Origin of the sequence: Candidatus Defluviilinea gracilis (assembly GCA_016716235.1) — a bacterium.
Classification (GTDB): domain Bacteria; phylum Chloroflexota; class Anaerolineae; order Anaerolineales; family Villigracilaceae; genus Defluviilinea; species Defluviilinea gracilis.
In genome coordinates, this window is record JADJWS010000003.1 from 46,208 (window position 1) to 59,491 (window position 13,284).

Consider the following 13,284-nt stretch of genomic DNA (forward strand, 5'->3'; position numbering starts at 1 on the left):
CTCCTGAATTTGCCATCCTCCCCGCCCCTTCTCTGTGTGGAAGAAGGGCCAGGCGATGGACAAAGAAAAGGCTGAACAGGTTAAACCAATTCAGCCTTTTTCATTGATCCTATGGAAATTACACCCACTCCAGCATCCCTTTGCGCCATGTGTATGCCAAGCCGACAATGAGGATGAGGATAAAGAGGATGCCTTCGAGCGCCGCGAACATGCCGAGCGAATTAAGTTTCACCGCCCACGGGAAGAGGAAGACCGTCTCCACATCGAAGATCAAAAAAACCAACGCGAAAATATAATACTGGGCTTTGAACTGCACCCACGAATCGCCCACCGTTTCGATGCCGCACTCGTATGTTGTTTGCTTGATCGGGTTCGGTTTCTTCGGCGCCAACACCCACGCCGCGCCGATGGCGCCGATGGGAATGATCAACCCAACAAGTAAAAACAGACCCACATAAACCCACGAACTCATAAAATCTCCTGCGAATTTTTTTTACGAGCGGCAAGATTGTACCATAAAGGATTTCCGACCCAAATTGACGGAGTATTTATTCTGGTGTGATTTTCATCCTATTTTTTTCTTCGCCTGCGGAAGAAAAACCTCACGACATCTTCGAAAAACGGGAAACCGATGACGGTGCCTGCGATGGAACCAACTACTCCGAACGACCGCGCCAAGTCGCCCGATAGACCGAGGAAATTCACCGCTTCGATCTCGACGGGTTGGGCTGACACGGCTTTCTGGCTTTCTTCGCCGCTTGAGCGTTCTACAAAGCGCAGATACAGCCATACCGTCCCGCGATAGACGCCGACTCCATCTGGGCGAACACTCCAAAAAAATGAAACGGACTCACCCTGCGCGAGAGGCTGGCTTGTGAGTCCAGGCGGCGAGACTTGCATCCCGGCGACATCGAATCGCGCTTCGGCGATCACGTTATGCGTTTCATATAAGTTAGGAATTTCGACCGTTTCACCCGTGACGACATTGCCTCCCACCTCCGCAGTCGGCGTGATATTGCCGAGATCATCCACCTCGAGCGTGAGGCGGACAATATCCGAATCTCCCGCGCGCATCTGCGGAGGAAATTCGAGCGTGATGCGCCGCCGCTCGGGAATCGCCGGTTGCGATGTGGGGCTGATCGAATCGCCACCGCCAGTATTTGGCAAAGCCGTCGAAACAGATTGAGACGGGGGAATTTCCTCGGCGGCCGGTTGATCCGTTGTTGACGGCGCTTCAGGCGCCGCCGAAGATGCAATCCCGCAGGCGAGAACCGTCAGCGCGATCGACAACACCAATAACAAGCGCGGAAAAAATGCGGAGGTTTTCATGATATAGATTCAAAAAGATACGGTAACTGCATTTCGTTCGGCGCGATAGGTTGCGTCCGAACCTCGCGGCGCGACGGCGCGAATCCCCAGATCAACAGCGAGAGCGAGACCGCGAGAAGAAAGACGCCCAATAAGATTCGGATTCTGCGTGACATGATTTTCTCCGTAACGCCGACTTAAGTCGGCGCCACCGTTCGTGATGCAGTTGAACTGCATCACGAAAATCGTTGCGCTACTATTGAATCGCCGCCAACTCACCCGCCACCAGACCGGGGAACGCGGCGCGGAGTTTTTCGTCCACTTCGGGCGAGATCAACGGCTCAGGATTCTTCGACATAATTTCTTTCACTTTATTCATCGCCCGAGCTTGGATATCCAACGCGCCTTTTCTTTCCCAAGCCGTCCGCGCATCGCGGTCGGCAATCTTTGTCATCACCGCTTCGGTCTTCATGCGGTTGATCGTGTGCTTGGCAACAATATACGAACCGCCCGGACCGATCTCTTTGATGAGGTCAACCGCGAGGTCTTCATCGCTAAACGAGATGCCGCGTTTGACGCGCTTCAACATCTGAGCCACTTCATCATCAATCACAGCCTTGGCGAAATCAAAAGTTTTCAACGCATCGATCAAACCGCCGATGTTGAACATGTCCATGCCACCGACGATGCCACCCATCCCAGACATGCCAGTTTCGTAGCCCGATTGCGCATCATTCAATTTTGAATTTGTCAGCCCGACATAACCGCCGCATGGCACGTTATAGAAACGCGCGAGTTGGGCAAACGCCATGTGCAACATGCCGCACTCAATTGCGCCTGATGTGTATGCGCCCGAGCGCATGTCCGCGACCGTTGCGAGCGTGGCATAAATTGTCGGCGTGCCTTCTTTCACCATTTGCATCAACGCGACCGTAGCGAGATACTCCGCGTTGCCTTGCACCAACGTCCCCGCCATAGACATGGGTGACGTGAGTCCCGCGTTCGGGACGATGGTGGGATACACAGGCAAGCCCTCGCCCGCAAAGTACATTACATTTTCAGTGGAAAGCACATCCATCGTCAATGGCGAAACAGTCGGGCAATAATGGTGCGTGAGGAACGGATGCTCCTTGTACGCCTCTTCCCCGCCCGCGACGATGTACGCCATCTCCATCATCGCCAGCGTATCTTTGTGATCGGTCGTCGTCGCGCGAATAGGTTTGAGACAATATTTCAACGCAGGATACAAACGCGAGATGGTGAATTGATCTTTCGGCGCGTCGTCTGCCAGCGTGGAGATGGAAAACATATCGTACCCTGGCAATTCATTGATGAGATGCGCGATGCGGGCAATATCCGCAGACTCGGCGCGTCGTTCGTGACCTGTAACTGGGTCAATGATATCGGGAGCCGAACTCGCCGTGACGATGACCGGGCTGTCGCGCGGAATCGTCTTGTCAAATTTCGGGTCACGCGCATGGAACGTGAACGACGGCGGCGCCATCTTGCGGTATTTCTCGATCACCTCGCGCGGAAATTTGACTCGCTCGCCGTCCACCGAACATCCATGCTTGGCGAACAACTCCCGCGCAGGCACATAGCGGACTTTGAAGCCTGTCTCTTGAAGAATCTCCAACGAGGCGTCGTGAATTTTTTGAATTTGATCTTGTGTAAGAAGTTCGGCGAACGACATGGAATGTCCTTTGACAATAAAGTTGTTACACGCTCAATGACCATGGTCAATAGACGATAGACCATGGGGTATGGACGACGGTTAATGGTCTAACGTCTATGGTCGCACTTAAACTGTCTTCCTTTTCACTTTCGTGTGCGGCTGTACATGAGACGCGTTTTTCTTAGGAAGCCTGAGTTCACGAAGAATTCTATCCTGTGCGCGCTTGCCTTGCGCGGCTACTTGACGCGGGATATTCATAATTCTATCGAGTATCTCGAAGCGGTTATTCTTGAACGCCCAATGCTCAACCTTTAATGTGTTAGCCAGCTCAAAAATTTCAGCAACCGAAAACATTTGCAATCCCGCGCGTTTGACTTTTAACGTTGCGGCGGCTGTCGCAAATCGCGCAGACTGTTCAAGGTTCCAATTTTTGAGATAACCATAAATAAAGCCTGCGGAAAATGTCGCCCCCGCCCCGCACGCGTCCACGGCTTTGACTTGGGGAGCGAACACACGGACAATCTCATTTCCTCGCGCTACGAGGCATCCGCCTTTGGCGAGGGTGATGATGGCGGTTTCAATTCCCGATTTCAATAACTTGCGCGCCGTGCCGATCAGCGCGCGCTTGCCGCCGAGTTGCGCGGCATCGGTCACTGCCTGACAGAACATGGCGCGGTCGGCATATTTTTTCAAAACATCGGGGTATTTATGTCCGTGCTCCAGATTTACAAACACAGGGACTTTGAGTCGGTTTGCTTCATCTATTGCGCGGATGACGTGGTTGCCATCGTACCAGTCGACGTATAAAACTTTCGAGCCGCGGATCAACTTGAGGTCAGCAGAATCAAGCGTCGCTAGGATTTGAGGCGTGCGCTGCCAGAAGTACGTCCGCGCGCCTTTGCGGTCTGAGACGTTCACCTCAAGCGGAGTTTTGTATTCCTTCGTGAATCTCACCTTGCCCTGCACTCCCCAATCCTTCAATCGCTTGGCAAGCGCGCGCCCGCGTTCATCGTCGCCGACGGCGGTGCCGATCATCCCCGCGGACACGTCCCATTGACGAAGTAAACACGCCACGATCGCGGCGTCATCAAACACAAACTCGTTGACCTCAGTCACGATCGCGCCTGTGTTATGCCGAGGAAGTTTCTCCAGCACCATAATCTCAACAGGCGTCAGCATCCCAAAACCGACGTATTCAGGGGAAGATTTTGGCATGGGGGTATTATACGCTGTTCTCTATGAGTGAGTCGAAAAGTTCGTTTTCATCTGCCGCATCACAGGGTTATAATAGCGAAAACCGAATCGAGTTTTCTCCGCTAATCCATAGAAAGGAAATGTGCAAGATGGAAGCCCCGATGACAGCCATAGAAATGACAGGGACGGTTGACGAAAACCATAAACTTCAAGTGGATGGTTTGCTTCCTTTCGCGGGACCGAAACGCGTCCGTGTGATTGTCCTTTCACCGCTGACAGAAATCGCCGATGATTGGACAGAAGCGGAATGGCTAACAGTCTCCTTGAACAATCCCGCCTTTGAGTATCTACGCGACCCCGAAGAAGATATTTACTCCATCAGTGACGGCAAACCGTTCTATGAAGTATAAGGTGGTGCTTGTCCCGTTTCCGTTTGACGATCTTTCCAGCGCGAAGGTCCGTCCTGCGGTTTGTCTTACCGAGCCAATTAGTGAACACAAGCATGTTGTTCTGGCATTCATCACCAGCCGCGTTCCCAACAAGCCGCTCTCTACTGACATCGTATTCACAGAATCGGACAAGGACTTTTCCGCCACAGGATTGCGCGTCTCTTCGGCTTTACAACTCCATCGCATGATGACGGTTGCGACAAGTGTTATCGTCCGTGAATTGGGACAATTATCCACGCCCGCTCAAAAGGAAGTGGATGCAAAGCTGAAATTGCTATTTGGAATTAAATAAGAGGTAGCAATTGCCATCTAATCGGAGTCGAGAGGCTCCGATTTTTTGTCCACCCGTTCGGCATGCAAAGGTGACGGTCATCTTCGTGATGGCTGTCACCTTTGGCTTTCAGGCGTCAGCATCCCAAAGCCAACATATTCAGGAGGGGATTTTGGCATGGGGGTATTATACGCCGTTCTCGTTATACAAAAAACGGCTTGCACATAGAACAACAGAATGATGCGAGAAAATGGGACAAATAGGGGTTGTCATTTTTTTTTCACTATGATTATGGCTTTACCAAAGTAGGTTGACAAAGAGCAAAAAGTAGATCCTTCTCGGTACAATTGCGAGTAGAGACAAGCAAAAAGACCGAGGAGGATCTAAAATGGAGTATAGCACAGGCAAAGTTGAACGAGAGTTCAGTGCGGAGGGCTTTGAGTATGAACGCGGGAGTGTGTATGAACGGTTCTGTCAGTTAACGGATGTTCGGAAGGCCAAGGGAAGCGTTACCGTCTGGAAACTGTGCTGATGATCATTGTGCTGGCAAAGTTGTGTGGCAGTGATCGACCGATGGAAATTGCGGATTGGGCCAGCAACCATCAGGAGCAGCTTGTGAAGTTATTGCGTCTGGAGCGACCCAGCCTGCCGCATTACAATACGTATCGTCGGATCATGGCACACGTGGTCTATCAGGAAGAGATCGAGAGGTTGGTGGGGGAATACAACCAGGGTGGTGCGCACGGGGAAGTGTATGCGCTGGATGGGAAGGCGGTGCGCGGCATGCGCAAGAAGGATGAAGAGGCGGGAGAATATTTGTTGAGTGTCTATGATGTGGAACAGGCAAAAGTACTGTCGCAGGTGGAAGTGGGTCGCAAAGAAAATGAAATCACGAAAGCCTCCAAAGCCCTACACCCTGTGGAAATCTCACACAAAGTGGTCACCGCAGATGCGATTCACACTCAAAGAGCCCTAGCCACTCAGATTGTGAGCCAAGGCGGCGACTATGTTCTGCCAGTCAAGGAAAATCAATTGCACTTATACCAACACATTCAGCAACTCTTTGCCCCTGAATATCCGAAGCCTGGTTTTGGGAAAATCCAGACCGATTTCCTCACGGCTCAAAAAGTCAACAAAGGGCATGGCCGCCTTGAAACTCGCACGATGACCACCAGTGAAATGCTCAACCCCTATTCGACTTGGCCGGGTCTGGCGCAAGTCTACCGTTTGGAACGTCAATTCCAATGGTGGCGTTCTGGACGCTGCTACCGTACTTCCCATGAAATCGAATTCGGCATTACCAGTTTGACCCGTACCCAAGCCACTCCCGCCCGCCTCTTGCATATTCGCCGCGCCCATTGGGGCATTGAGACCGGGTTGCATTATCGCAGAGATGTCACTTTCAAAGAAGATGCTACTCGCATGACTGTCGGCAATACTGGAAAAGTCATGGCTCCTCAACAATCTTGTTTTGGCTCTCATTCGACAGGCTAAATTTCATAATGCCGCTCACGCCCGTCGCTGGTTTGCCGCGCACATCTCACAAGCCTTTGCCCTACTCACCACACCTTTTTCTCTACTTTGGTAAAGCCATATCACTATGATAGACTTGTCTAATCAATTCGGCCAATGAGTTGATAATCGTTTTCTTTTTGGGCAAATTCATCGTAGGAAGAGGAGGTCGCGATGATGGATGAAAATATATCAGTAATTGCTGAAGCAATAGTATTCACCAAGAGAGAAGCACAGGTAATACAATTGTTGAAAAATGGGAAAAGTACAAAGCAAATTGCCTTACAACTTGGGATGGTCACGCGCTCAGTTGAAGTTCACCTGACCTATATCTATGCAAAATTGAATGTTTGTTGCCGAGCCGAGGCGGTTGCGAAATTGATTCGCTTGTACGAAAAGTAACAACCCTCGGGAATCCGCAAGTTGAAGTTAAGGCGGATTAGTTGTACTATGATTCTATATGTTTACAAGAAGGGAGTAAACACCCATGCTGAGCCGACGCGACTTCATCAAAATGATCGGGGCATTTGGTTTCGTATTAACACCGTTGAACAAACTGCTAAGAGTATCTTCTCTCGGGTCATATGGCGAGGGTTCGCCGGAAGGAGAATTGTATGAGGGCTTTGTGCTCCTTGATCTAGATGCTCCGATTCCATTTTTCGTTGGGTGTGCACCTAGCCCCATTCTTTGCCAGGTAGATGAAGGTGATGAATTTGATCCTGACGTGGTTGCATACAGAGGAGAAGTTTTGGTATTCGATAATATCGAAAAATTAAAAACCAGTATTGACTTCCGCCTATTTGTTCCTGGTTCATTGCCTCATAAAATGACATTCTTACAAGGATATGTCGTTAGATTCGCTGGTTCGGGAGAGGTATGGGAAGCAAGACTCGACTTTGGTTTTGAAGATAATCAGGAATCATTGATTAGCCTTTCGGCTCGCCCAATATTTGCCCAACCATATCCAGTATGGCCCGTGCTTGCTTACCCTAAAAAAGATGCAGGCGACTTTATCCTCGATGATGAATATGTTGTCAAAAAGCCCGAGAAAGTAGTTTATACCCCTAAACGAGGTATTATGATACCTACTGAACAAGGCTATACATTGCAATGGATAAAGAAAAATATACTCTACACTATGTTTATGGAGTACGATGGATGGCATGACAACCCCGAAAAAGTTGGAGGGTCCCTTGTTGAAAACTGATATAGTTTGGGCATATTCTTAATGCTACGGAGGATAAAATGGCTATTGTAACAGTTTATGTTAGAAGCCCATTCTCGGGATGTATTACTGGTCGGAATAACTACTGCAATGGCAATTGTTCAAATCCAGATGGTAATTGTAATGGATCTGGTAACCAACATGGCACATGTCGGGGTTGGTCTAATCCCGTTGACATAGGAGGGAGTGGTAATGTGTATCTCCGAGTTAATTACCCGAATGTGCGTAGAGCTATTACTTATATAGGACTTCATTGCTGTGGCAGTGCTAGTTGTGGTGACAATTTTAAACGCACGATAAGTGTGGAATTATACGGGTTAAACAACACAGGTTACTGCTATATTGGAACTGTTATGTATGGGCATGTCTCAAATCCTGCAGTTACAAATGGCGGGATATATAACCTAACTAGTAGCATCTTATTGCTTGGAACTGCCACGACAGGATCATGTACCGGTTGTTCCACTGGAGCCCATTCCCATATGGAAAGATTAGGCGGGTCAGTGGTTGCACCTTGTTGTGGTGCAACCGTAACTACTTCCACAAATATCTACAAATTTACATGGGATAATGCTCAAGTTTGTGATTGAAGCATTTTTTCTGTCGCGTTTGTGCTTTATCAAAACTACCCATAAACTTCCTGAACACTATCGGTCGGTATTGTAACACTCCATAGTCATGAGTCTCATGGATATTCAGCCTCTGACACTAACGTTTTTTCGTCTACTTCTCGGAGTAATCTTTCTGTCCTCATTTATCGGAAAGGCTGGTCAGCCACGTCGCTTCGCAACCACATTAGCCGCCTTCAATCTCATCCCTAGCGCATCAGTACAACCGATTGCTTTTATCCTAATTGGCACAGAGGCAGTTATTGGTAGTTTGTTATTAGTGGGGTGGCAGACTCGAGCGATTGCAGTTTTCAGCGGGATTATGCTTATACTTTTTACTGCCGTTATTGCATTAAGTTTAATGCGTGGATATACAAATTTAGAATGTGGCTGTTTTGGGGCGAAACATACTCAAAAAGTCAACTATCAACTTGTTGGTCGTAACGTTGCTCTGTTGATAGTCGCTTTCTGTATAGCGATCTGGGGTGGCGGCTTAATGTCATTGGACAACCATCCACTCGTTTGGGAAAGATCATTGATGACGGAGATACTTCTACCGTTTGTGCTTATTTGTGCAGGCGCGTCGATTTTTGCCGTGCTTGTACGGCAGTTGTATCGGATGTTACAGCGAATGACTTTGGAGGAATGATGACTGGATTTTGGCTCGTAAGTTATATCGTATTGTGGCTAATCATGATTGTAAGTGGCTTGACGATTATTGCATTAGCACGCGAGATTGAGGCATTGCACAAAAAGATCGATTCTCTTGGCACATATCTCTCCACTTCAAATAAAGAGAGGTAGTCTGCCGATTAGAAATGGTTAGTGAGTGATTAATTATGTTCTTGAAAAATCAGACTAGGATTCTATCGGTTTCTTTGCTTGTGTTTTTCATTAGCCCGAGTTGTGCAATTATTACTTCGCCTACTCAATTGCCAACATCGCCCGCGGCGACGAAGACGCTACAAACCGAATTTGGTCTAACTGCGGCTTCCATGGAAACAGAGAGCCTGAAAGACATTATGCCCCCCCCTACTCCAATTGTCACAAATACCCCGACTCCAGTTCCACCGGGTGTATTTGCATTCTTGTTTTATCCCCCTCTTATCATGAATTACGATACTTCTAAATGGAAAAGGGTAGATGTAGGTTTCCTTCAATCTTTGGTTCTTGAAAAGTGTCAATTAGAAGAAGTTGGGCCTTCAGGCAACTTCCCGATTCCCGATGAAATCCTTCAACTAGGCGACATCAGATATCAAGTTACAGTTTCTGACAAAACCCCACCTGGACTGATTACAGCCCTTTATATCGAAGATCAATCACTAAATGGCTACGATTACAGCTTAGGAGTGGCAGTTGTGATGCTTCAAGCCAAACCATCCGAATGGGACGAGTGTAAAACCTTGGGAGAAATGGTGTTATCCACATTGCATGTCCCATGAAATTTTCAAAGAAACACTCAAAAGTCCGCAAAATCAGCAGCTGAGAATTTAAGCCTTCAACTTCTCCCCTTTCTGGTCATACAACACAGGCGCGGACACCTCCGCGACGCGCATACCTTCGATCAACTCGACATCCACGCGAGTGCCTGCTTTTGCCAGCTCAAGCGGCAGATAGGCGAGCAGGATATTTTTCTTCACGGTGTAGCCGTATCCGCCGCTTCTCACGCGGGTGAGGACTTTGCCTTCGTGGTAGATCGCTTCGCCGCCGTAGATTTGGGTGAAGTCTTCGCCATCTAAAATCAGCGTGCACAATTTTGTGGCGAAGCCTTTTTGTTTCTTCTCGAGCAATGCAGACTTGCCGATGAATTCGCCTTTGTCAAAGTTGACGCAGAATCCCAAGCCTGCTTCGAACGGGGTTTCGAGTTGGGTCACGTCGGTGGTGTAGTAGCGATAGGCTTTTTCGAGGCGGAGGGAATCCATCGCTTTGTAGCCGCCGACTTCCATGCCGAAGCCTTTGCCCGCGTGCATCAACAAGTCCCAGACCATCGAGGCGCGGTTGTTGGGGATGTATAACTCCCAGCCGAGTTCGCCAACATAACTGACTCTCTGCGCCCAGACTTTGACTCCGTTGATGGCGATGAAGCGCGCTGTCAGATATGGGAACGCTTCATTCGTAACTGAATCAGGCGTCACCTTGGAAAGAATCGAGCGGGACTTTGGTCCCATGATGGCGAGAGTCGCCCAATCCGTTGTGATGTCGCGTAGAGTCACGTCGTCATCATCTTGCGTGTGCATTTGAAGCCACGCCAGATCGTTGGCGATGAATCCCGAACCCGTAACAACCCAAAATTTATTTTGCTCGATGCGCGCCACAGTGACATCGGCTTCGACGCCGCCGCGCGTGTTGAGAAATTGAGTGTAGGTGGTACTGCCGACGGGTTTATCAACATTCGAGTCGGTAACGCGTTGCAAAAGTTTCAACGTATCGCGACCCGTGACTTCGATCTTGCCGAACGACGTGAGATCGAACAACGTGGCGCGTTCGCGTGTGGCTTTATGTTCTTCGCCGACGCGCTCGAAATACGGAGGCTTGTTCCAGCCCCACGTTTTTTGATCCGCGCCCGCGCGCCGCCATTTTTTATCGGGCGAATAATACAACACGCGCTCCCATCCAAATTTTTCGCCGAAGACCGCGCCGAGTTCTTGCGTGCGATGATAAACGGGACTCATGCGATGCGGACGCGCCGCTTCATTTTCATCGTTGGGGAAACGAATCGCATAATAATATTTCACGCTCTCGACCGTGCGCTCCGCGGCATATTGCGGATCGGTAAAATAATTTCCGAAGCGCGTGGCGCGATACACGTTGACGTCCATCGGCGCTTCACCTTCGACGATCCATTCGGCGAGCAGTTTGCCCATGCCGCCCGCGCCGCCATAACCGTTGAGCGACATGCCCGCCAACATCCACAATCCGCGCGCGCCAGCGACGGGTCCGAGCATCGGTTGGCAATCGGGCGTGTACGCGCCAGGGTGACACGTGATGTCTATGATGCCCGCGTCTTTCAAAAATGGGATGCGCCGAATCGCGCCTTCAAGCAACATCTCAAATCGTTGATACGAATGCGGCAGAGTCGCGTTGCCATGTTCCCACGGCGTGCCGTCAATCCAACGCGCGGGCGGGTTCGGTTCGTAGCCGCCGATCACGAGTCCGCCCTGCTCTTCGCGCATGTACACCAAATTATCGGGGTCGCGCAGACACGGCGTGTTCTTCGGGAACTCATGTCCCGCCACCGCTTTGAGCGTGATGTGCTGATGGTCAACGGGTGTGGTCGGCAACGGCACGCCCACCATCGCGGCGAGTCGCGGCGCCCACATGCCCGCCGCGTTGATCACAAGATTCGTTTTGATCGCGCCCTTATCGGTGATCACCGATTGAATTTCTCCGCGCGGCGAAAGTTCGAGTCCTGTGACGCGCGTGTTCGTGTTAACGTCCACGCCCATCTCTTTGATGATGCGCGCCAGCCCCGTCGTCGTGTCGTATGGGGAAAGATGCCCATCGCGCGGAAGATAGATCGCGCCGTAGAGATTCTTGTCGGTGATCTGCGGCATGATTCGGACCGCTTCGGCTGGGGAGATGATCTCCACCTCCATGCCGATCGCCTTCGCCCGACTCACGCTTCTTTCCAACTCTTTGAGCTGGTTCGCGCTGGACGCCACCCTCAAACTCCCGACGTGGTGAAAGAACCCGAGCTCGCTCCACAATTCGATGGAATATTTGCGGAACGACATCATCGTCTTCGACGTGGCGAACTGCGTCACCACTCCCGCCGCGTGAGACGATTCTCCGCTGGCGATATCGCCTTTCTCCAGCAAGACAATGTCGCGCTTGCCGAGTTTATGTAAATGGTATGCAACGCTCGTTCCGTAAATTCCGCCGCCGATAACGACGATTTCTGCTTGGGTTTTCATTTTCACCTTTTTGTTGAAACGACCCCGAGGGGGTCAAATGATTCTAGATCACGCATGATCGAATTCAAACCCCGAAGGGGTGGCATTATGTCATCCCTTCGGGATTGGACAAAACTTCGACGATTCTATAATCCTACCATCCCTTCGGGATTAGACTCCCCAAGACGCGAATCATTTTTCCACATCAGCCAACCACCCCTCAAACTTCCTCGAGTCCATCTTTTCCTCCGCCCTGCCCCAGCGTTCGATTGCCCAGCCCCAGAAGTCGAAGTCAATGGTGGAGATATCCGCCTGGATCGCCGCCCAGAGTCCCCAGCCCACATCGGACATGATCATATTCAACTTCATGCGCGCGATCATGGCGGGAGTCGCTTTGCCGAAATACGCGGCGCAAACTTCTGAGATTTGAGAATCAGAGAATTGCATTTCTTGACAGGTATTGCCAAGTTCAAATGTTGGGTCGTTGTTGCCGCTGTATTCGTAGTCAATGAGCCAGAGTTGACTCCCATCGTCAATGTAGTTTTCAGCGAGCAAGTCATTGTTGCAAGGAACGGTTGCAAGCGGCTTGGCATTCATCGCTTCCTCGATGCGATTCACTGTGGACATTCTATCCAAATATCCATCGGGGATTTTGATGGCGCGGTCACGGCAGAGGCTGAGATAATATTCCGTGAGGCGGAACATGTTGAAGTCGAGGAGGAAGCGTGGACCAGCGTGGAGTCGCTTGATGGCTTGCGCCATGCGCGTCGGTTGTCCCGACTCGTTGAGCGAATCCTTCGACATGGTTTTGCCATTCAAGAATTCAATCACCATCACGTTGTATTCGGGCAGGTGATAAAAAATCTTCGGCGCAACGCCCGCCTGCGACGCAGATTTGGTGTTGTGGTATTCGTTGGCGCGGTCAATCGCGAGGAGCTCGGTGCTGGCGCCAGGCACACGCACAAAATACGGCGTGCCATCCACTTCCACTTTGAAATTGGAGTTGGTCAGTCCGCCAGAGAGCGGCGTGACGGAAATATTTTTTCCATTCCATTCGGGAATTTTTGTGACAACTTCATCAATGACGGACATGCTCTCCTCAAACGTAAACAAGTAGACACGGAAACACGTACACACGTGTCTGCTTGT

The 13,284-nt window shown here is 50.3% G+C and carries 14 protein-coding genes; 7 read left to right on the forward strand and 7 right to left on the reverse strand.

Annotation, left to right across the window (positions count from 1 at the left end; genetic code table 11):
* Positions 1–118: 118 nt before the first annotated feature.
* The 5 genes from ndhC to IPM31_14010 form a co-directional block, all read right to left on the reverse strand.
* The gene (ndhC, locus tag IPM31_13990) at positions 119–472 is read right to left on the reverse strand and encodes an NADH-quinone oxidoreductase subunit A (GenBank protein ID MBK9008089.1); all 354 of its coding nucleotides are present in this window, start codon (positions 470–472) and stop codon (positions 119–121) included.
* Positions 473–570: 98 nt separating this feature from the next.
* Complete coding sequence (locus tag IPM31_13995) at positions 571–1,329, reverse strand: hypothetical protein (GenBank protein ID MBK9008090.1); 759 nt, start codon at positions 1,327–1,329, stop codon at positions 571–573.
* The gene (locus tag IPM31_14000) at positions 1,326–1,484 is read right to left on the reverse strand and encodes a hypothetical protein (protein MBK9008091.1); all 159 of its coding nucleotides are present in this window, start codon (positions 1,482–1,484) and stop codon (positions 1,326–1,328) included. The genes IPM31_13995 and IPM31_14000 overlap by 4 nt, the downstream gene beginning before the upstream one ends.
* Positions 1,485–1,564: 80 nt before the next feature.
* Entirely contained in the window at positions 1,565–3,001 is a 1,437-nt protein-coding gene (locus tag IPM31_14005; protein ID MBK9008092.1) for a trimethylamine methyltransferase family protein, read from the reverse strand.
* A gap of 108 nt (positions 3,002–3,109) precedes the next feature.
* Positions 3,110–4,198, reverse strand: coding sequence for a carbohydrate kinase family protein (locus tag IPM31_14010; GenBank protein MBK9008093.1), 1,089 nt, complete (start codon positions 4,196–4,198; stop codon positions 3,110–3,112).
* A 140-nt stretch (positions 4,199–4,338) separates the two neighbouring features.
* On the opposite strand from IPM31_14010, the gene IPM31_14015 reads away from it, so the two are divergent.
* The 7 genes from IPM31_14015 (at position 4,339) to IPM31_14045 (ending at position 9,684) form a co-directional block, all read left to right on the forward strand.
* Positions 4,339–4,587: a hypothetical protein gene (locus IPM31_14015; GenBank protein MBK9008094.1), complete on the forward strand. Its 249-nt coding sequence runs from the start codon at positions 4,339–4,341 to the stop codon at positions 4,585–4,587.
* Entirely contained in the window at positions 4,577–4,918 is a 342-nt protein-coding gene (locus tag IPM31_14020; GenBank protein ID MBK9008095.1) for a type II toxin-antitoxin system PemK/MazF family toxin, read from the forward strand. Before IPM31_14015 ends, IPM31_14020 begins: the two co-directional genes overlap by 11 nt.
* A 504-nt stretch (positions 4,919–5,422) precedes the next feature.
* Complete coding sequence (locus IPM31_14025; GenBank protein MBK9008096.1) at positions 5,423–6,391, forward strand: ISAs1 family transposase; 969 nt, start codon at positions 5,423–5,425, stop codon at positions 6,389–6,391.
* A 192-nt stretch (positions 6,392–6,583) separates the two neighbouring features.
* Complete coding sequence (locus IPM31_14030; GenBank protein ID MBK9008097.1) at positions 6,584–6,811, forward strand: helix-turn-helix transcriptional regulator; 228 nt, start codon at positions 6,584–6,586, stop codon at positions 6,809–6,811.
* Positions 6,812–6,896: 85 nt separating this feature from the next.
* A complete protein-coding gene (locus IPM31_14035) occupies positions 6,897–7,616 on the forward strand; it encodes a hypothetical protein (protein ID MBK9008098.1) in 720 nt (239 codons plus the stop codon).
* A gap of 705 nt (positions 7,617–8,321) precedes the next feature.
* A complete protein-coding gene (locus IPM31_14040; protein ID MBK9008099.1) occupies positions 8,322–8,891 on the forward strand; it encodes a DoxX family membrane protein in 570 nt (189 codons plus the stop codon).
* A gap of 346 nt (positions 8,892–9,237) precedes the next feature.
* The gene (locus IPM31_14045; GenBank protein MBK9008100.1) at positions 9,238–9,684 is read left to right on the forward strand and encodes a hypothetical protein; all 447 of its coding nucleotides are present in this window, start codon (positions 9,238–9,240) and stop codon (positions 9,682–9,684) included.
* A gap of 48 nt (positions 9,685–9,732) precedes the next feature.
* Here the strand turns inward: IPM31_14045 and IPM31_14050 are convergent, their stop codons facing one another.
* A complete protein-coding gene (locus IPM31_14050) occupies positions 9,733–12,156 on the reverse strand; it encodes an FAD-dependent oxidoreductase (GenBank protein MBK9008101.1) in 2,424 nt (807 codons plus the stop codon).
* A gap of 171 nt (positions 12,157–12,327) precedes the next feature.
* On the reverse strand, positions 12,328–13,227 hold the full coding sequence (locus IPM31_14055; GenBank protein ID MBK9008102.1) for a phosphotransferase family protein: 900 nt from the start codon (positions 13,225–13,227) through the stop codon (positions 12,328–12,330).
* Positions 13,228–13,284: the final 57 nt, after the last annotated feature.